The 17,408-nt window shown below is 72.0% G+C and carries 17 protein-coding genes and 1 riboswitch; of the genes, 7 read left to right on the top strand and 10 right to left on the bottom strand.

Annotation, left to right across the window (positions count from 1 at the left end; all coding sequences use genetic code 11):
• Positions 1–385 precede the first annotated feature (385 nt).
• Positions 386–664: a MoaD/ThiS family protein gene (locus ACZ5CW_RS00720; RefSeq protein ID WP_468597095.1), complete on the bottom strand. Its 279-nt coding sequence runs from the start codon at positions 662–664 to the stop codon at positions 386–388.
• Positions 661–1,944 carry a threonine synthase gene (gene thrC / locus ACZ5CW_RS00715; RefSeq protein ID WP_468597093.1) on the bottom strand — a complete coding sequence of 428 codons (1,284 nt, stop codon included), beginning with the start codon at positions 1,942–1,944 and terminating at the stop codon, positions 661–663. Before thrC ends, ACZ5CW_RS00720 begins: the two co-directional genes overlap by 4 nt.
• A 17-nt stretch (positions 1,945–1,961) precedes the next feature.
• A riboswitch (SAM riboswitch) is annotated at positions 1,962–2,127 on the bottom strand.
• 172 nt (positions 2,128–2,299) lie between these two features.
• Between thrC and ACZ5CW_RS00710 the strand changes: the two genes are divergently transcribed.
• The gene (locus tag ACZ5CW_RS00710) at positions 2,300–3,244 is read left to right on the top strand and encodes a glucosyl-3-phosphoglycerate synthase (protein ID WP_468597736.1); all 945 of its coding nucleotides are present in this window, start codon (positions 2,300–2,302) and stop codon (positions 3,242–3,244) included.
• A gap of 91 nt (positions 3,245–3,335) precedes the next feature.
• Positions 3,336–4,763 carry an alpha,alpha-trehalose-phosphate synthase (UDP-forming) gene (locus tag ACZ5CW_RS00705; RefSeq protein ID WP_468597091.1) on the top strand — a complete coding sequence of 476 codons (1,428 nt, stop codon included), beginning with the start codon at positions 3,336–3,338 and terminating at the stop codon, positions 4,761–4,763.
• On the opposite strand, the gene otsB is transcribed toward ACZ5CW_RS00705, so the two are convergent.
• From otsB to ACZ5CW_RS00690, 3 genes are read right to left on the bottom strand one after another with little or no spacing between them, the layout of a single operon-like run.
• Positions 4,751–5,626, bottom strand: a complete 876-nt coding sequence (gene otsB / locus ACZ5CW_RS00700) for a trehalose-phosphatase (protein WP_468597090.1) — start codon at positions 5,624–5,626, stop codon at positions 4,751–4,753. The two genes, ACZ5CW_RS00705 and otsB, sit on opposite strands and share 13 nt — an antisense overlap.
• A gap of 36 nt (positions 5,627–5,662) precedes the next feature.
• On the bottom strand, positions 5,663–5,887 hold the full coding sequence (locus ACZ5CW_RS00695) for a DUF3263 domain-containing protein (RefSeq protein WP_468597088.1): 225 nt from the start codon (positions 5,885–5,887) through the stop codon (positions 5,663–5,665).
• 34 nt (positions 5,888–5,921) lie between these two features.
• Complete coding sequence (locus ACZ5CW_RS00690; protein WP_468597735.1) at positions 5,922–7,208, bottom strand: extracellular solute-binding protein; 1,287 nt, start codon at positions 7,206–7,208, stop codon at positions 5,922–5,924.
• A 112-nt stretch (positions 7,209–7,320) separates the two neighbouring features.
• Between ACZ5CW_RS00690 and ACZ5CW_RS00685 the strand changes: the two genes are divergently transcribed.
• The 3 genes from ACZ5CW_RS00685 to ACZ5CW_RS00675 all read left to right on the top strand — a co-directional run bounded on the left by ACZ5CW_RS00685 (position 7,321) and on the right by ACZ5CW_RS00675 (position 10,536).
• Positions 7,321–8,265 carry an ROK family protein gene (locus ACZ5CW_RS00685; protein ID WP_468597733.1) on the top strand — a complete coding sequence of 315 codons (945 nt, stop codon included), beginning with the start codon at positions 7,321–7,323 and terminating at the stop codon, positions 8,263–8,265.
• A gap of 92 nt (positions 8,266–8,357) precedes the next feature.
• On the top strand, positions 8,358–9,485 hold the full coding sequence (gene nagA / locus ACZ5CW_RS00680; RefSeq protein WP_468597731.1) for an N-acetylglucosamine-6-phosphate deacetylase: 1,128 nt from the start codon (positions 8,358–8,360) through the stop codon (positions 9,483–9,485).
• Between the two features lie 121 nt (positions 9,486–9,606).
• The gene (locus ACZ5CW_RS00675; RefSeq protein ID WP_468597086.1) at positions 9,607–10,536 is read left to right on the top strand and encodes a 1-phosphofructokinase family hexose kinase; all 930 of its coding nucleotides are present in this window, start codon (positions 9,607–9,609) and stop codon (positions 10,534–10,536) included.
• A 15-nt stretch (positions 10,537–10,551) separates the two neighbouring features.
• On the opposite strand, the gene ACZ5CW_RS00670 is transcribed toward ACZ5CW_RS00675, so the two are convergent.
• From ACZ5CW_RS00670 to cdgB, 3 genes are all read right to left on the bottom strand, one after another.
• On the bottom strand, positions 10,552–11,439 hold the full coding sequence (locus ACZ5CW_RS00670) for a hypothetical protein (RefSeq protein ID WP_468597085.1): 888 nt from the start codon (positions 11,437–11,439) through the stop codon (positions 10,552–10,554).
• Between the two features lie 250 nt (positions 11,440–11,689).
• Entirely contained in the window at positions 11,690–12,634 is a 945-nt protein-coding gene (locus tag ACZ5CW_RS00665) for a carbohydrate-binding protein (RefSeq protein WP_468597083.1), read from the bottom strand.
• A 118-nt stretch (positions 12,635–12,752) separates the two neighbouring features.
• Entirely contained in the window at positions 12,753–14,408 is a 1,656-nt protein-coding gene (gene cdgB / locus ACZ5CW_RS00660; RefSeq protein WP_468597082.1) for a diguanylate cyclase CdgB, read from the bottom strand.
• A 337-nt stretch (positions 14,409–14,745) separates the two neighbouring features.
• Between cdgB and ACZ5CW_RS00655 the strand changes: the two genes are divergently transcribed.
• Positions 14,746–15,318 (top strand): flavin reductase family protein, encoded by a 573-nt coding sequence (locus ACZ5CW_RS00655; RefSeq protein ID WP_468597080.1) that lies wholly within the window; start codon positions 14,746–14,748, stop codon positions 15,316–15,318.
• 48 nt (positions 15,319–15,366) lie between these two features.
• Entirely contained in the window at positions 15,367–15,825 is a 459-nt protein-coding gene (locus ACZ5CW_RS00650; protein WP_468597078.1) for a GNAT family N-acetyltransferase, read from the top strand.
• Positions 15,826–15,928: 103 nt separating this feature from the next.
• Here the strand turns inward: ACZ5CW_RS00650 and ACZ5CW_RS00645 are convergent, their stop codons facing one another.
• Both ACZ5CW_RS00645 and arfB read right to left on the bottom strand, forming a co-directional pair.
• Positions 15,929–16,834, bottom strand: a complete 906-nt coding sequence (locus ACZ5CW_RS00645; RefSeq protein WP_468597076.1) for a sigma-70 family RNA polymerase sigma factor — start codon at positions 16,832–16,834, stop codon at positions 15,929–15,931.
• Positions 16,835–16,944: 110 nt separating this feature from the next.
• Positions 16,945–17,382: an alternative ribosome rescue aminoacyl-tRNA hydrolase ArfB gene (gene arfB / locus ACZ5CW_RS00640; RefSeq protein ID WP_468597075.1), complete on the bottom strand. Its 438-nt coding sequence runs from the start codon at positions 17,380–17,382 to the stop codon at positions 16,945–16,947.
• Positions 17,383–17,408 lie beyond the last annotated feature (26 nt).

Genomic DNA, 17,408 nt, shown 5'->3' with positions numbered 1-17,408 from the left:
ACCTCACCCCCCATGGGACGGGGGCGTGCGCCGGAACGCGTCGACCGCGGCTGAATGTATCTGTCCAACTGCCGTCTGCAACAGGTCAATCGGACGAGAATTCCGGACGAGCCCGATCCGGAATGTGCCGAGAATTCGTCCGAATTCAGGGCAAGTCGGGCTCCACAAAAGGAACAAAAGCCGCATGAAACCCGCATACTTTGGCTACTTCTTGTCGGGCTGTGCGGCGCGAATACAGGGCTCGCGACCCGAAGACCACGACCGTGTTCCCCAACTGTACCGCGCTCAATCACACAGAATTGCCCCCTCCGCTTCTCTCACGGAGGGGGCAATCCGATGAACAATACGTAACCGCTGTTACCGAAGGTAATGATCGGTCATTCGGTCAGCAGCCGCCGGCGACGGCCGGAATGATCGAGACGCCCGCGCCGTCGGGGGTCGCCGTCTCCAGGCCCTGCTCGAAACGGACGTCGTCGTCGTTGACGTAGACGTTGACGAACCGGCGCAGCTTGCCCTGGTCGTCCAGCACCCGGGCGGCGATTCCCGTGTGGTTCTTCTCCAGGTCCCCGATGACCTCGGCGAGGGTCCCGCCCTCGGCGGTGACCTCGGCCTGGCCGCCGGTGTAGGTGCGCAGGATGGTCGGGATGCGAACGGTCACGCTCATGCGAGGCCAGCCTCTCGGAAGGAGTCCAGGGTCGGGCGGATGGTGGCGGTGAGGCCGGTGCCGGCCACCGCGTCGAGGGTCTTCAGGCCGTCACCGGTGTTGAGGACGACCGTGGTCTTCGCCGGGTCCAGCACGCCGTCCTTGAGCAGCTTGCGGGTGACGCCGACGGTCACCCCGCCGGCCGTCTCCGCGAAGATGCCCTCCGTGCGGGCCAGCAGCTTGATGGCGTCGACGACGTCCGCGTCCGTCACGTCCTCCACGGCACCGCCGGTGCGGCGCGCGATGTCGAGGACGTACGGGCCGTCGGCCGGGTTGCCGATCGCGAGGGACTTGGCGATGGTGTTCGGCTTCTGCGGGCGGACCACGTCGTGGCCGGCCTTGAAGGCCGTGGACACCGGCGAGCAGCCCTCGGCCTGCGCACCGAAGATCTTGTACGGCTTGTCCTCGACCAGACCGAGCTTGATCAGCTCCTGAAGGCCCTTGTCGATCTTCGTGAGCTGGGAACCGGAGGCGATCGGGACCACGATCTGGTCCGGGAGCCTCCAGCCGAGCTGCTCGCAGATCTCGTACGCCAGGGTCTTGGAGCCCTCCGCGTAGTACGGCCGCAGGTTGACGTTGACGAAGCCCCAGCCCTCACCGGCGGGGTCACCGATCAGCTCGGAGCAGAAGCGGTTCACGTCGTCGTAGTTGCCCTCGATGCCGACGAGCTCGCCGCCGTAGACCGCGGCCATGACGACCTTGCCCTGCTCCAGGTCGTGCGGGATGAACACGCAAGAGCGGAAGCCGGCCCGGGCGGCGGCGGCGCCCACGGCACCGGCGAGGTTGCCGGTGGAGGAGCAGGAGAGCGTGGTGAAGCCGAAGGCGCGGGCGGCCTCCAGGGCCTGGGCGACGACACGGTCCTTGAAGGAGTGCGTCGGGTTGCCGGAGTCGTCCTTCACGTACAGGCCCCCGGTGACGCCCAGTTCGCGGGCGAGGTTGTCGGCCTTGACGAGCTTGGTCCAGCCCGGGTTGAGGTTGGGCTTGTCGGCCACGTCGGCGGGGACGGGCAGCAGGGGCGCGTAACGCCAGATGTTCGCGGGGCCCGCCTCGATGCGCGCGCGCAGCTCTTCGGTGTCGTAGGCGGAGAAGTCGTAGGCGATCTCCAGCGGGCCGAAACACTCCTCGCACGCGAAGACCGGGCCGAGGGGCACGCGGTGACCGCACTCGCGACAGCTCAGGGCGGCGGCGGGACCGAGGTCGACGGCGGGATTGCTGGTGCTTGCAACTGTCTGCACAGCCATGGAGGCGAGGCCCTTTCTCCTCATCTTCCTCACGACGCATCTCGCCGTGAGACGGATTTGGCACCTTCCCTAGCCGGGAGCCTCGCGGAGACGATCAGAACGGAGCGCTCTGATCTACGAGAACCGGCTGGAGGGTTGCCGGGGCTTCATCGGGCCGTGTCCCTCTGCCCCTCTGGATGAGCTGTATGCGGTTGTGTACGCCGGTGACCCCCGACATGCGATGGTCATCGGCGTTGTTCAAGACTGTAACCGAAGGCCAGGACAGTTGAGATAGTCGTCCGAACCGCGAGATGGATCACAGAGGCGCCGCACGGCGTCACCGCGTGTGATCACGAACAGTGAGGAGCCGCAGACCGTGCTGGAAGAAGTCGAGCGCTGGCTGGCCACCCGCTCCTGGTCCGTGACCGATCGCCCTCTCCACCGGATACTGGCCGCCAAGCAGCGCACGGGGCAGACGATCAGCGTCGTGCTGCCCGCGCTCAACGAGGAGGAGACGGTCGGCGACATCGTCGCGGTCGTCCGTCACGACCTCGTGGAGCAGATCCCGCTCGTCGACGAGATCGTCGTCGTCGACTCGGGTTCCACCGACCGCACCTCGGCGGTCGCCGCCGCCGCGGGCGCCCGGGTCGTCCACCGCGACGACATCCTGCCGCGCATTCCCACCGTCCCCGGTAAGGGTGAAGTCCTGTGGCGATCGCTGCTCGTCACCGGCGGGGACATTCTCTGTTTCATCGACGCGGACCTGAGGGAGTTCTCCTCGGACTTCGTCTCCGGGATCGTCGGTCCGCTGCTCACCGACCCCGGGGTGGACCTGGTCAAGGGCATGTACGACCGCCCGCTGGGGGGCTCGGCGGGGCAGGGCGGCCGGGTCACCGAGCTGATGGCCCGCCCGCTGCTGAACATGCACTGGCCCCAGCTGGCCGGCTTCGTGCAGCCACTGGGCGGTGAGTACGCGGCCCGCCGCTCCCTGCTGGAACAGCTGCCGTTCCCGGTCGGCTACGGCGTGGAGCTGGGCATGCTGGTGGACGCCCTGCACCTGGTGGGCCTGGACGCGCTGGCCCAGGTGGACGTGGGGGTGCGCAAGCACCGGCACCAGGACGGGCAGGCGCTCGGCCGGATGGCGGCGGCGATCTACCGCACGGCCCAGCTGCGGCTGGCCCGCGGGCATCTGGTCCGGCCCGCCCTGACCCAGTTCGAGCGGGGCGAGGACGGTTTCGAGCCGCGCACCTACTCGGTGGACACCGAGGAGCGGCCGCCGATGGCGGAGATCGCGGAGTACGCGGCACGCCGGGTGGCGTGAGGCGTGTGAACGCGGAAGAACGGCCGTATACAGCCCCTTCCGGGGTGGACCGTACGTTTGAGCGTTTCCGGGCCGGGCTAGGTTGAGGCTTATGGCTTCCACGCACGGTGCTGAGGTGCTGGTCGCGTCCAATCGCGGCCCGGTTTCGTACACGGTGGACGAGGGCGGCTCGCTGCGCGCCAGGCGGGGCGGCGGCGGGCTGGTCTCGGGGCTGTCGGCCATCGGGCCGGACGCGGGCTCGGTGTGGGTGTGCGCCGCGCTGGGCGACGGCGACCGGGAGGCCGTACGGCGCGCGGACGGCGGACTGCTGCCGGCCGAGGAGACCGGCGGGCAGCGGGTGCGGATGCTGGACATCGACGCGACCGTGCACGCGGAGGCGTACAACGGCATCGCCAACTCGGTCCTGTGGTTCGTCCACCATCTGCTGTACCAGACCCCGCTGGAGCCGGTCTTCGACGCGGAGTTCCGCCGGCAGTGGGCGTCGTACGAGGCCTACAACCGGGCGTTCGCCGAGGCGCTGGCCGAGGAGGCGGCCGAGGGCGCGGCGGTGCTGATCCAGGACTACCACCTGGCCCTCGCGCCCCGGATGCTGCGCCGGCTCCGCCCCGATCTGCGCATCGGCCACTTCTCGCACACTCCGTGGGCCCCGCCGGACTACTTCCGTCTGCTGCCGGACGACATCGCCGCCGAGCTGCTCACCGGGATCCTGGGCGCGGACCGGGCGGCGTTCCTCACCCACCGGTGGGCGGACGCGTTCAAGGACTGCTGTCACGCGGTGCTGGGGCCCGGGATCCCCTCGGGCACGCGGATCGGTGTGCACGGGCTCGGCGCGGACGCCGACTTCCTGCGCGAGCGGGCCCACGAACCCGACGTGGACGAGCGGATGGCGGCCCTGCGGGCGGAGATCGGCGAGGGACGCAAGACGATCGTCCGCGTCGACCGCACGGAACTGTCGAAGAACATCGTGCGCGGGCTGCTGGCGTACCGGCAGCTGCTGGACGACCACCCCGAGTGGCGCGAGCGGGTCGTCCACGTGGCGTTCGCGTATCCGTCCCGGCAGGACCTCGCCGTGTACCGGGACTACACGGCCGAGGTGCAGCGGGTGGCGGACGAGATCAACGCCCGGTACGGGACGGCCGACTGGACGCCGGTGGAGCTGCACGTGAAGGACGACTTCGCGCGCTCGCTGGCCGCGTACCGGCTCGCCGACGTGGCGCTGGTCAACCCCATCCGGGACGGCATGAACCTGGTCGCCAAGGAGATCCCGGTCGTCTCGGACGAGGGAGTCGCGCTGGTGCTGTCCCGGGAGGCGGGGGCGTACGAGGAGCTGGGCGAGGACGCGATCGTGGTGAACCCGTACGACATCGGGGGCACGGCCGAAGCGTTGCACGCGGCGCTGGCCATGCCGGCCGGTGAGCGGGCGGAACGGTCGAAGAGGCTGGCCGCGTCCGCGACGGCGCTGCCGCCCGCCCGGTGGTTCCTGGACCAGTTGCACGCCCTGGACGATCAGTCCAGCTGAGCCGCCAGCCGCCGCAGCAGGTCCACGACGCCTGCCGGGCCGTCCACCACCAGGTCGGCCCGTTCGGCCAGTTCGGTCACCTCCGTGCTGCCGCTGCAGACCAGGAGACCGGGGACGCCGTCGGAGCGGAGTTCGTCCACCGCGGCGAAGGCGGGGAGGTCGCCCAGGTCGTCGCCGGCGTAGAGGACCGACTCGGCGCCGACCTTGCGGGCGTACTCGCCGAGCGCGACGCCCTTGTCCATGCCCGGCGGGCGCAGTTCCAGCACCATCCGGCCGGGCTCGACGATCAGGCCGTGGCGCCCGGCCAGGTCGGTGAGGGGCCCCCGCAGGGCCTCGAACGCGGCCTGCGGGTCCTCGGCGCGGCGGGTGTGGACCGCGACCGCCCGGCCCTTCTCCTCGATCCACGTGCCCTGCCAGGCGCCGACGCGGTCGAGCAGGCCGGGCAGCTCCGCGCGGACCGCCGCCACGCCGGGGTGCGGGGCGGGGGCGGTGACCGTGCCGGTGGCCGCGTCCCAGCGTTCGGCGCCGTAGTGGCCGAGGACGGTCAGATGCTCCAGGCCGGGCACGCCGGCGAAGCCGCCGTAGCGGACCGCGACACCGGCGGGCCGGCCGGTGATCACGGCGACGGACGTCACTTTGGGAGCGAGCGCGGCGATCGCGGGCACCGCTTCGGGGTGGGCGCGGGCCTGCTCGGGGTCGGCGACGATCGGGGCCAGCGTGCCGTCGAAGTCCAGGCCGATCAGCGCGGTGCGGGGCCGCGCGAGCAGGGCGGCGAGTCCGTCCCGGCCGGGCCGGGTGGCCGGGGTCGGCAGGGGTTCCATCGGGTTGGTGGGGTCCGGGGAGTCCGTCGTATGGGTGCCCATACGGCGACACTATCCGCGGAACGGCGAGTCCACTCCTCAGCGCTCCTGGCGGCGGGCCTGCCGTACCCGGCGCAGGCGGTTCACCGTCACCGGGTCGTGGGCCAGGGCCCGCTCGTCGTCCAGGAGGGCGTTGAGGAGCTGGTAGTAGCGCACGGGCGAGAGGTCCAGCTCCTCGCGTATCGCGCGTTCCTTCGCGCCGGGGCCGGGAAAGCCCCGGCGCTCCAGCGCGAGGATGGCCTGTTCGCGGCGGCCGAGTTCCATGGGGCCACCGTAACGCCGGGCACCGACAGCGGGGTCAGTTGACGTTGCTGCTGTCGGCCGCCGTGGCCGACGCCTGCAGGCGGGTCAGGACACCGGAGGGGCTGCCGCCGGGGGCGACCGCCTGGCCGATGTCCTTCTTCACGGCCGCGCTGACCGACGCCCAGGAGGTCTTGCCGACCGGGTACAGCTCGGAGGTGGGCAGCTGGTCGAGGAAGGGGTGCAGGGCCTTGTCCGGGGCCGCGTCCGACTCGCTCATGGTGTTGGAGGCGGTGCCGGTGACCGGCAGCAGCCCGTACTCGCGGGAGAAGGCGAGCACGTTCTTCTCGCTGTAGACGAAGTCGAGGAAGTCGCCGGCCTGGTCGGCGTGCCCGTTCTGCTTGAAGCCCATCATCCAGTCGGTGACACCCATCGAGGCCCTGGACGTACCGGTGCGGCCCGGCATCGGCACCATGCCGAACTTCACGCCCTTCGCGGCGGCCTGCTGGATCAGCGTGGGGTGCCCGTCGACCATGCCGACCTGGCCGTCGGCGAACGCGGCGAAGGCGTCCGCGCGGTTGAGCTTGCCGGGCGCGACCGGGCCGGTCAGGCCCTTGCCGACCAGGTCGTCCCTGAGCCAGGTGAAGGTGTCGACGTTCTGCGTGGAGTCGATGGTGTAGGTGCCGACGTCGTCGGTGTAGCCGCTGCCTCCGTTGCCGCCGCTCAGCAGCCACTGCATGGTCTCGGCCTGGGCCTCCTCGGGGCCGAGGGGCAGGGCGTAGGGGTACTTCACGCCCTTGCCCTTGAGCGCCTCCGCGTCGGCGGCCAGCTCCTCCCAGGTGGTGGGCGGGGTGGTGATGCCGGCCTTGGCGAAGAGGGTCTTGTTGTAGAAGAGCACGCGGGTGGAGGCGGCGAAGGGGATGCCGTACTGCGTGTGCTTCCACTGGCCCGCGTCGGAGAGCTGGGAGAGGAAGTCGGCCTGGGTGCGTATGGAGAGCAGGTCGGAGACCGGGTAGAGCTTGCCGGCGGCCGCGTAGTCGGCGTAGGCGCCGATCTGGGCCAGGTCCGGGGCCTCGCCGGCGTCGACCATCTCCTTGACCTTGCGGTCGACGTCGTTCCAGGAGTAGACGCTGACCTCGACCTTCACGTCGGGGTGCTTGGACTCGTACTCCTCGGCGAGGGTCTCCCAGTACTTCTTGGAGCTGTGGGCGGCCGAGTCGCCGTAATCGGCGGCGACGAGTCTGAGGGTGACGTCGGAGGAGCCCGTACTCCCGCAGCCGCCGAGGACCGCCGTCATGCCCAGTGCGGACACCACCGCGATCGTTCCTGCTGTACGCCGACGCACCGTCAAAGCCCCAACCCTGCTGTCTGACCGTTCAATATATGGACACATAAGGTCTACACCACGCGAGTGGACTAGACCTCTCCCGGGTGCGAGGGTCACACTAGGCCCCGTGGTGAGACATGTCATCGCCCTGGACGTGGGCGGTACCGGGATGAAGGCCGCCCTCGTCGGCGACGACGGCGCGCTGCTGCACCGCGCCCGCCGCGCCACCGGCCGCGAGCGCGGACCCGACGCGGTCGTCGCGGCGATCCTCGACTTCGCCGCCGAGCTGCACGCCCACGGCGTGCAGCGCTACGGCGAGCCGGCCGCCGCGGCCGGCATCGCGGTCCCCGGCATCGTCGACGAGCAGCGGGGCATCGCCGCCTACGCGGCCAACCTCGGCTGGCGGGACGTCCCGCTGCGCGCCCTGCTCGCCGAACGGCTCGGGGTGCCCGTCGCCCTCGGCCACGACGTGCGCACCGGCGGGCTCGCCGAGGGCCGGATCGGCGCGGGACGGGGTGCCGACCGGTTCCTCTTCGTGCCGCTCGGCACCGGGATCGCCGGCGCCATCGGCCTGGACGGCCGGGTGGAGGCGGGCGCGCACGGCTTCGCGGGCGAGATCGGCCACATCGTCGTACGCCCCGGCGGCACCCCCTGCCCCTGCGGGCAGCACGGCTGCCTGGAGCGGTACGCCTCCGCGTCCGCCGTCAGCGAGGCCTGGGCCGCGGCCTGCGGGGACCCGGAAGCCGACGCCGCCGACTGCGCCAAGGCGGTCGCGTCCGGTGACCCGAACGCCGTCCGGGTCTGGCAGGAGGCCGTGGACGCGCTCGCCGACGGACTGGTCACCGCACTCACCCTGCTGGACCCGCGCACGCTGATCATCGGTGGCGGCCTGGCCGAGGCGGGGGAAGTGTTGTTCCCACCGCTGCGGGACGCCGTCCGGCGGCGGGTCACCTTCCAGAAACTGCCGGCCATCGTCCCCGCCGCCCTCGGCGACACCGCCGGCTGCCTGGGCGCGGGACTCCTCGCCCGGGATCTCCTGACGACCACTCCTACGACTCCGGAGGTAAGCACCTGATGGCAACCGAGCGGGACAATCAGGCGCCGGCCGGGAACAGCGCCCCGGAAGGGGCGCGGGGAACGGCGCGACAAGCCCCCACCGGCCCGCAGGTGCTCACCGGCGCAAAGGTGGTGCTCCCCACCGGAACCGTGGAGAACGGCCAGGTGGCGATCGACGGCCGGCACATCACCGCCCACCCCCCGGCCGACGCCCCGCTGGTCGACGTGAGCGGCCACTGGGTGCTCCCGGGCTTCGTCGACATCCACAACCACGGCGGCGGCGGAGCCTCCTTCTCCGGCACCGCCGACCAGATCCTCACCGCCGTCCACACGCACCGCCTGCACGGCACCACCACCCTGGTCGCCTCCACCGTCACCGACGAGATGGACCTGCTGGTGCGGCAGGCCGGGCTGCTGAGCGAACTCGCCGAGCAGGGGGAGATCGCCGGCATCCACTTCGAGGGGCCCTTCATCTCGCCGTGCCGCAAGGGCGCGCACTCCGAGGCGCTGCTGCGCGACCCGGAGCCGGCCGAGGTCCGCAAGCTGATCGACGCGGCGCGCGGCAAGGCGAAGATGGTCACCCTCGCGACCGAACTGCCGGGCGGCATCGACTCCGTACGGCTGCTCGCCGAGCACGGCGTGATCGCGGCGATCGGCCACACGGACGCCAGCTACGAGCAGACGGCCGAGGCGATCGACGCGGGCGCCACCGTCGCCACCCACCTCTTCAACGCCATGCCCGCCCTCGGTCACCGCTCCCCCGGCCCGGTCGCCGCCCTGCTGGAGGACGAGCGGGTCACGGTCGAGCTGATCAACGACGGCACACACCTGCACCCCGCCGCGCTGGAGCTGGCCTTCCACCACGCCGGCGCGGGCCGGGTCGCGTTCATCACCGACGCGATGGACGCGGCCGGCATCGGTGACGGCCGCTACATGCTCGGCCCGCTGGAGGTCGAGGTCAGCGAGGGCGTGGCCCGGCTGGTGGAGGGCGGCTCGATCGCGGGATCCACGCTCACGCTGGACCGCGCGTTCAAGCGGGCGGTGACCGTCGACCGGCTCCCGGTGGAGGACGCCGTGACCGCCCTCTGCGCCAACCCGGCCCGTCTGCTCGGCCTCTGGGACCGCATCGGATCCCTGGAACCCGGCAAGGACGCCGACCTGGTGCTGCTCGACGCGAACTTCGACCTCAAGGGCGTGATGCGCCGGGGCGAGTGGGTGGTAGCGCCCCGACTGACCTGATCCGCCCCTCTTCTCCCGCGACGGCGGCCGACTCACGACTGGGCCGGCCGCCGTCTGTTTGGCATGATCGAGGCCCCGGAAGCCGAGACAGGCACATGGACTTCGAGGGAGGTCGGCCCGGGTGATCCTCACGGTCACACTGAACACCGCTCTCGACATCACCTACCGCGTACGGTCGTTGCGACCGCACGCCTCGCACCGTGTCTCGGAGGTCACCGAGCGGCCGGGCGGCAAGGGCGTGAACGTGGCCCGGGTGCTGGCCGCCCTCGGGCACCGGGCGACGGTCACCGGGTTCGCCGGCGGCTCCACCGGCCGGCAGGTGCGCGAACGGCTGTCGGACACGCCCGGTGTGACGGACGCGCTGGTACCGGTCGCCGGGGCGACCCGGCGCACGATCGCCGTCGTGGACGAGGTCTCCGGTGACACGACCCAGTTGAACGAGCCGGGCCCGCAGATAGCGCCCACCGAGTGGGGCACCTTCCTGGACCGGTACGAGGAACTGCTGCCGGGCGCCTCGGCGGTGGCCCTGTGCGGCAGTCTGCCACCGGGCGTACCGGTCGGCGCCTACGCGAACCTCGTCCGCCGCGCCCGTGCCTTCGGCGTTCCCGTCCTCCTCGACACCAGCGGCGAACCCCTGCGCCGCGGGGTGGCCGCCCGCCCCGACATCATCAAGCCGAACGCCGACGAGCTGGCCGAACTCACCGGCTCCCACGAGCCGTTGCGCGCCACCCAGGACGCCCGGCGCCGCGGGGCGCACGCGGTGGTCGCCTCCCTCGGCCCGCAGGGCCTGCTCGCGGCGACCCCCGAGGGCCGCTGGCGGGCCACCCCGCCCGCCCGCGTGCACGGCAACCCGACCGGCGCGGGCGACTCGGCGGTGGCAGGCCTGCTGTCGGCCCTCGTCGAGCGCCTCCCCTGGCGGGACCGCCTGTCCCGCGCGGTCGCCCTGTCGGCGGCGACCGTACTGGCGCCCACCGCGGGCGAGTTCGACCGCTCGGCGTACGAGGGACTGCTGGCCCGGGTCGCGGTGACCGCAGAGGTCAGCGCGGCCTAGGGGGTTTCGTTCGGATCAGGTCGCGGACCCGCTCGACTGGACCTGCCGCGCGCGTTCGCTGATGATCCGCATCAGCTCCTGCACGTGGTCCGAGTAGGCCGGCTGGTCCTCGACGGGGCCGTACTTCATCACGATGAGGACGGTGCCGATCCGTGCCACCGACACGACATGGTCGCCCGCCTCTCCGGGGGCCAGCAGGTAGTCGTCCTCGACGGTGTGGACCGTGGTCCTGCTCTCGTCGCCGAACCGCGGCAGGGAGATCTCCCGCTGGCGCGGGTAGGCCTCCTCCTCGAGGAGTTCGGTGTACCCGCCGTCCGCGATCGACGTCTTCGAGCAGGCGTACACCTCGAACTCCACCTCGAGGAACCGGGGGTCGGACGGCTCGTAGCCGTACTTCGCCGATCCCGTGCGGCACTTCTTGTCGCCCCGGGCTCCCCGCTCCGAGACGACCGTCCAGTCCGCGGGCATGTCCTGGATGCCGGGAAGGACCTCCCGGGTCTCCGCCACGTTCAGCGCCCGCGGCGTGAACGGCTTGCGCCCTTCCTCCGCGGGTGAGTTGTCGAGGGCGATCACCCGGACCCCGCCGTAAACGGTGAGCGCCAGCACGGTCAGGAGCCCGGCCACCAGCGCCACGAGCCCGCCCGTCGTGGAGGGCTTGGTGATCGTCACGGGGCCGAGGTGGATCCGGGACCGCGAGACCCGGCCGCCCGTGATCACGACACTGCCCGTCGCCTGGGTCGCCGGTGCGTTCAGGTGCAGCTGGAGACGGTGGCCCAGGGCGGGGTCGCCCGATCTCCTCCCGCAGCACCGCTTCGGCCCCGTGGCGAGCGGCAGGGTCGTCCGCCGCGGCGTCCAGTCCCGCCAGGGCCCGGCGGCCGCGTTCCGACGCCACCAGCCGCTCACGCACCACCTGGACGACGGCGGCGCCCGTCTGTTCGCCTACGCCGCTGGCGGTACCGGTCACCGCGGCGGCGAGCACCCCGATGGCCGTCGAGGCAAGCGCACCGGCCTCCATCACACCCCCCGTGTCCGGAACTCCCAGGAGTGCGGGTTTTCCCCCGGCCGGGACGGAAGACACCCTTCCATGGGACAGGAACCGGGAATTGGCCGACTCAGGGCGGTGCGAACCGGGCGGCGGGGCGGACTGCGCTGCCTAGCTGTCCCGCTTGACCTGGCCCTTCCTGATCCAGAGCTGGTCGATCAGGACGTTGCACTTGTCGCCGGCCTGGCAGGAGAGGGAGATGGTGTTGGGGCCCTTCTTCAGGGTCGGCCACACATAGGAGGTGGTCCAGCCCTTGGCGAAGTCACCGTCGGCGGCGTGCCGGTAGTTGTCCATTCCCAGCTTGCTGCCGAACGGCTGGCCGTTGACGGTGACCGACATCGACTGGTCCTCGCCGGTGGCGCTGTAGTTCACGAAGAGGGTGTACGCACCGTCCTCGGGGATGTCGTTCAGCGTCCAGGTCACCGAGGCGCCGACCTGGTTCAGCCCGCTCACGTAGCTGCCGTCCGCGGACCGCGCCCCGGAGACGTCCGAGGCCGCCGCGGCACCACCGGCCAGCTGGAGGCTCTTGTTGGAGCCGTCGGCCCGCGGCAGGTCGCCGCTCCCCGCCGAGCTGCTGCCCGAGGGGCTCGGCTTGCTGCTCTGGGACTGGGTCGGCGTGGCGTTCGCCACGGTGTCGGACTTGCCGTCGTCCGAGTCACCGTTGATCATCGCGACGCCGATGCCGATGACGACCGCGGCGACCACCGCGATCGCGCCGATCAGCAGGCCCTTGGTGTTCGGGCCGCGGCGGCCACCGCCACCGGCGGGCGGCGCGGACTGCCGGCCCGTCGGGGCACCGCCGGGCAGGGTCTCGGGTGCCTGGTAGTAGGCGTTCGGCTGACCGTACGCGCCCTGCTGCTGCGGCACGGAGGGCTGGCCGTACTGCGGCTGCTGGCCGTACTGGCGCTCGCCGACCGTCCGCACCCTGCTGACCGAGTTCGGGTAGCCGTAACCACCGGACGGCGGCTGGGCTCCCCGGGCCTGGCCGTCTGCGTACAGGTAGCCGAACGGGTCGTCGTCCTCGGGCGTGCTCGCGCCGTTGTCGCCGGGCGTCATCCCTTGGTACTCCTCAACAGGTGCGGGCGGATGCGGTACGGGTGTGGAATGGCGAGCCTACCCGCTTCCGCTGCCCCAAACGGGTGACTCAGACCGCATCAACTCACTGACCTGCGGTTCATCCGGCGCGTCGATGTTGTTTGGGACGAGATCGTTTCTCTACGTACATCCGCTCGTCGGCCGACTTCAACACCTCGTCCGCCGTCATGCCGCAGTGCGCCCAGCCGATGCCGAAGCTCGCGCCCACCCGGACGGCCCGGCCCTCGGCCCGGATCGGCTGGATGATCTCGCTGCGCAGCCGCACGGCGAGATCCTGGGCGTCGGCCCGGCCGAGGCCGTCGGCGAGGATCACGAACTCGTCGCCGCCGAGCCGGGCCACCGTGTCGCCGTCCCGGACCCCGCCGGACAGCCGCCGGGCCACCTCGATGAGGACCGCGTCACCCGCGTTGTGGCCGAAGCGGTCGTTGATCGACTTGAAGCCGTCGAGGTCGCAGAAGAGCACCGCGAGGCCCTTGGTGCCGTCGTCGCGGCCGTCCTCGGGGGCGACGGTGTGCACGTGGTGGTCGTAGGCGTCGTACGCCTCCGTGCCCTGCATGAAGTCGAAGCCGTGGCCGGCGGGAGGGTCGAAGGCGGGGTGGCCGTAGGCCGCGTCCAGGGACTCCACGGCGCCGGGGTGGGCCGGACGCCGGCACAGGCGGGCCGACAGGCGTGAGCGCAGCTCGGCGGAGTTGGGCAGGCCGGTCAGGGAGTCGTGGGAGGCGCGGTGGGCGAGCTGCAGCTCGCGGCGCTTGCGCTCCTCTATGTCCTCGACGTGGGTGAGCAGGAAGCGGGGGCCGTCGGCGGCGTCCGCGACGACGGAGTTGCGCAGGGACACCCAGACATAGCTGCCGTCGCGGCGGCCGAGCCGGAGTTCGGCGCGTCCGCCCTCCGCCGAGGTGCGCAGCAGGGTGCCGATGTCCTCGGGGTGGACGAGGTCGGAGAAGGAGTAGCGGCGCATCGCGGAGGCCGGGCGGCCCAGCAGGCGGCACAGGGCGTCGTTGGTGCGCAGGATGCGGCCGTGCTGGTCGCCGCCCATCTCGGCGATGGCCATGCCGGAGGGGGCGTACTCGAACGCCTGCCGGAAGCTTTCCTCGCTGGCGCGCAGGGCCTGCTGCTCGCGCTCCAGACGGACCAGGGCCCGCTGCATGTTGGCCCGCAGGCGCGCGTTGCTGATCGCGATGGCGGCCTGGAAGGCGTACATCTGCAACGCCTCGCGGCCCCAGGCGCCGGGGCGGCGGCCGTTGCGCGGCCGGTCCACGGATATGACGCCGAGCAGCTCGCCGGAGGAGCCGCCCTGCAGGCCGGGGGTGTACATCGGCGCGAAGAGGCGGTCGGCGGGGTGCCACTCGTCCTCGAAGCGGGGTGCGGGCCCGTCGGTGTGCCACTGCGGGACGTCGTCGTCGTCGAGCACCCAGCCCTCGGTGTGCGGTATGAACACCAGGTCGCCCCACTGCTCGCCCATGTTCAGCCGCCGCTCCCAGGACTCGCGGGAGCCGACCCGGCCGGTGATCAGGGCCTCGGCGGCGGAGTTCCCGGAGAACGCGGCGACGACGAGGTCGCCGTCGGGGCGTACCAGGTTCACGCACGCCAGCTCGTACCCGAGGGCGTTCACGGCGCCGTTGGCGACGGTCTGCAGTGTGTCCGCCAGGCTGCGTGCCGTGTTCATGTCGGCCATGACCTGGTGCAGCTGCCGCAGGGACGCAAGGCGGACATACGGCTCCGACTCGGTCTCCATGCTCGCCCTCCCCCCGAGACCTCGTAGCGAATCAAGGGTTGTCTTCGGCGCTTCTTTACAGTGGCTCTTAGGGTGCCCTTGCGGCTCCCCAGCCACTGAATCACAGCGCGCTGCCCACTCGGTACACAGGGTCAACAATTCCTGCCCCTTGTGACTCAAGTCACAGGGGAACGTGAACAATTGAGTGGAGTTTCTGCATTTGGCCTGTGCGTTTCCTGAACGCAAGGTTTGTCGGTGAGTGCACATCATGCACACGGCGGTGGTCCGCTGGTCCTAGGACCAGGCTCGGGCGGAGGCCCGATGCGGCCCCCCGGAGGCGGAGACTAGCGTTTCCGGCGTGCTGAACACTGCCTCCCCCACCGCCCTCACCGCTTCCGGGCATGCTGAGGGGGTGAGCGACGACGAGTTCCGGGCCGCGATGTCCCGGCTGGCCGCGGGCGTGGTCCTGGTGACCGCGCAGGAACCGCCGCTGGACCCCGACGATCCCGAAGCGCCCGGCATCGAGGACGTCGGCATGACCGCGACCGCCTTCATGTCCGTCTCCCTCGACCCGCCGCTGGTCATGGTCAGCCTGCGCGAGGGCTCCCGCATGGACGACCTGCTCGACGAGCAGCCCCTGTGGGCGGTGTCGGTCCTCACCGAGAGTCAGCGGCACATCGCGGGCCGCTTCGCCATGAAGGGCCGCATCAGCGACCGGCTGCTCTTCGAGGACATCCCCTACGCCCGCGGCGAGGCCACCGGCGCCCCGCTGGTGGGCGGCGCGCTGGCCACCCTGGAGTGCCGCACCGAGCAACGGGTGGCCGCCGGGGACCACACCCTGGTCATCGGCCGCGTCCTGACCGCCCAGGTGCCGAGTGCGGAGGGCGGCCCGCTGCTCTACTTCCGCAGCCGGTACCGGCAGTTGGGCTGAGCACGAAATCCCCTGGTCGGCGGTGATCGACGCGCCTAGGGTGCGCGGGTGACACTTCGCCTGGAAGAGATAACCCCCAAGAACCTCGACGCCGCTCTCGCCGTCCGCGTCCGCCCCGACCAGGAGCACGCGGTCGGTCCCGTCGTGAAGTCCCTCGCCGAGGCCTACGCGCACCCCGCGGGCGTCGCCTGGCCCCGGCTGATCGTGGACGGCGACCGCCCGGTCGGCTTCCTGATGGCCCACCTCGACATCGACTGGTTCGAGAACGGCACCGCGCTGCGCTCCGGGCTGTGGCGGCTCAACATCGCCGCCGACGAACAGGGCAAGGGCTACGGCCGCTTCGCGGTCGACTCCGTGGCCGGCGAGATCCGCCGTCGCGGCGGCACCCGGATGTACGTCACCTGGCATCCCGGTCCGGACGGCCCCGAGGAGTTCTACCTCCGCCTGGGCTTCCGCAGGAACGGGGAGACGAGCGGGGGAGAGACGGTCGGGGTCCTGGAGCTGTGACACACGGGAGCCGCGGTCACCGCCCCCACGGACGACCCTCGCCGACGCCGCGCGGGGGGCCGGCCTCGAGCCGTACGCCGACCGCCCGCCTCGCGCCGCCCGGCTAGGCCGGCTCGACGGTCAGCTCCGCCAGCCGGGACGGGTCGGTCACGATGTCGATGACGGTGATGCGGTCGGCCGCGAAGGCGAAGGCCAGGACGCGCTCCAGGCGGCCGCCGGTGACGACGGCCAGGCCGGTCGCGCCGTCGATCAGGGCCGGACGCGCGAGGCCCGCGAGCCGGGCGAAACTCGTCGCGCCGGCGGCGACCCCCGCCGCGCCGCTGGTCACACCGGCCTCGCTGCGGGCCACCACATCCGGGTCGAGCACCGCCAGCAGCCCGTCGAAGTCGCCCTCCCGCGCGGCCGCCAGGAAGGCGTCCACCACCTCCCGCTGCCGGGCCAGGTCGGTCTCCGGCGCGTCGGCCCCCCGCACCCGGCGCCGGGCCCGGCTGGCGAGCTGCCGCGCCGCGGCGGGGTTGCGCCCGAGGATGCCGCCGACCTCCTCGAACGGCACCCCGAACAGGTCGTGCAGCACGAAGGCCAGCCGCTCGGCCGGCGAGAGCGTGTCGAGGACGACCAGGAGAGCCGCCCCGACCGAGTCGGCGAGCACGGCGTCCTGCGCGGGGTCCGGTTCGGCGGAGGGGTCCGGATGCCAGGTGTCCAGGGGCTCCTCGCCACGGGAGCGGCGCGCGCGCAGCATGTCGAGGCAGACCCGGCCGACGACGGTCGTCAGCCAGCCCCCGAGGTTCCCCACCTCGCGCGTGTCGGACCGGCTCAGCCGGAACCAGGCCTCCTGGACCGCGTCCTCGGCCTCGGAGGCCGAGCCCAGCATCCGGTAGGCGACGGACCGCAGGTGCCCGCGGTACGCCTCGAACCGCTCGGCGAGGAAGTCCTCACCCCGGCTCCCGGCGCCATCGCCGTCCACCAGGCTGTCCCGGTGCTGCTCGCGGTCGCTGTGCTGGTCGCTCATCGGCTGGTCCGGCCTCTCCTGCGCGTCGCGTGGTCCCTCACCCGTATGACGCGCCGGAGGCCGTAGATGTGACAGGCGCGCCGCGGACGGGGGAAGGGCGCGCGGGAACGTCAGCCCCAGTCCCGCCCCGAGCGCCCACGCTTCGTCTGCGAGCGCTGCTTCTTCTCCCGCAGCCGGCGTTCGTTGATGCCGCGCGGGATACGGGTCGGCCGGCGAGGTTTGGGGGGAGGCGCGGTGGCCTCCGCGAGGAGGGCCGCGAGGCGTACGGCGGCGGCCTCGCGGTTGCGCCACTGGGAGCGGTGCTCGGAGGCCCGGACCGACACCACGCCGTCGGCGAGCCGGCCGGCCAGCCGCTGCAGCGCCCGCTCCTTCCACACCTCGGGGAGCGCCTCGGTGCCCGCGAGGTCGAAGCGCAGCTCCACCTGGGAGTCGCTGGTGTTGACGTGCTGCCCGCCGGGCCCGGACGACCGCGAGAAACGCCACATCAGCTCGGCCTCGGGGAGCGAGACCGAGCCGCGGATGAAGTAAGGCCCGGACATGCGTTCCATGTTCCCGGCCCGGGGTGCCCCGCGTC

The sequence above is a fragment of the Streptomyces sp. NPDC031379 genome, assembly GCF_055569615.1.
Note: the sequence above shows the minus strand (reverse complement) of the source record. Positions and strands in the feature narration are given on the sequence as shown.

Excerpts from the sequence above, each read along its gene's own strand:
- ACZ5CW_RS00720 (WP_468597095.1), bottom strand. The coding sequence starts at position 664 with ATGAGCGTGACCGTTCGCATCCCGACCATCCTGCGCACCTACACCGGC.
- thrC (WP_468597093.1), bottom strand. The coding sequence starts at position 1,944 with ATGGCTGTGCAGACAGTTGCAAGCACCAGCAATCCCGCCGTCGACCTC.
- ACZ5CW_RS00705 (WP_468597091.1), top strand. The coding sequence starts at position 3,336 with ATGGCTTCCACGCACGGTGCTGAGGTGCTGGTCGCGTCCAATCGCGGC.
- otsB (WP_468597090.1), bottom strand. The coding sequence starts at position 5,626 with ATGGGCACCCATACGACGGACTCCCCGGACCCCACCAACCCGATGGAA.
- ACZ5CW_RS00695 (WP_468597088.1), bottom strand. The coding sequence starts at position 5,887 with ATGGAACTCGGCCGCCGCGAACAGGCCATCCTCGCGCTGGAGCGCCGG.
- ACZ5CW_RS00665 (WP_468597083.1), bottom strand. The coding sequence starts at position 12,634 with ATGACGCCCGGCGACAACGGCGCGAGCACGCCCGAGGACGACGACCCG.
- cdgB (WP_468597082.1), bottom strand. The coding sequence starts at position 14,408 with ATGGAGACCGAGTCGGAGCCGTATGTCCGCCTTGCGTCCCTGCGGCAG.
- ACZ5CW_RS00645 (WP_468597076.1), bottom strand. The coding sequence starts at position 16,834 with ATGAGCGACCAGCACAGCGACCGCGAGCAGCACCGGGACAGCCTGGTG.
- arfB (WP_468597075.1), bottom strand. The coding sequence starts at position 17,382 with ATGGAACGCATGTCCGGGCCTTACTTCATCCGCGGCTCGGTCTCGCTC.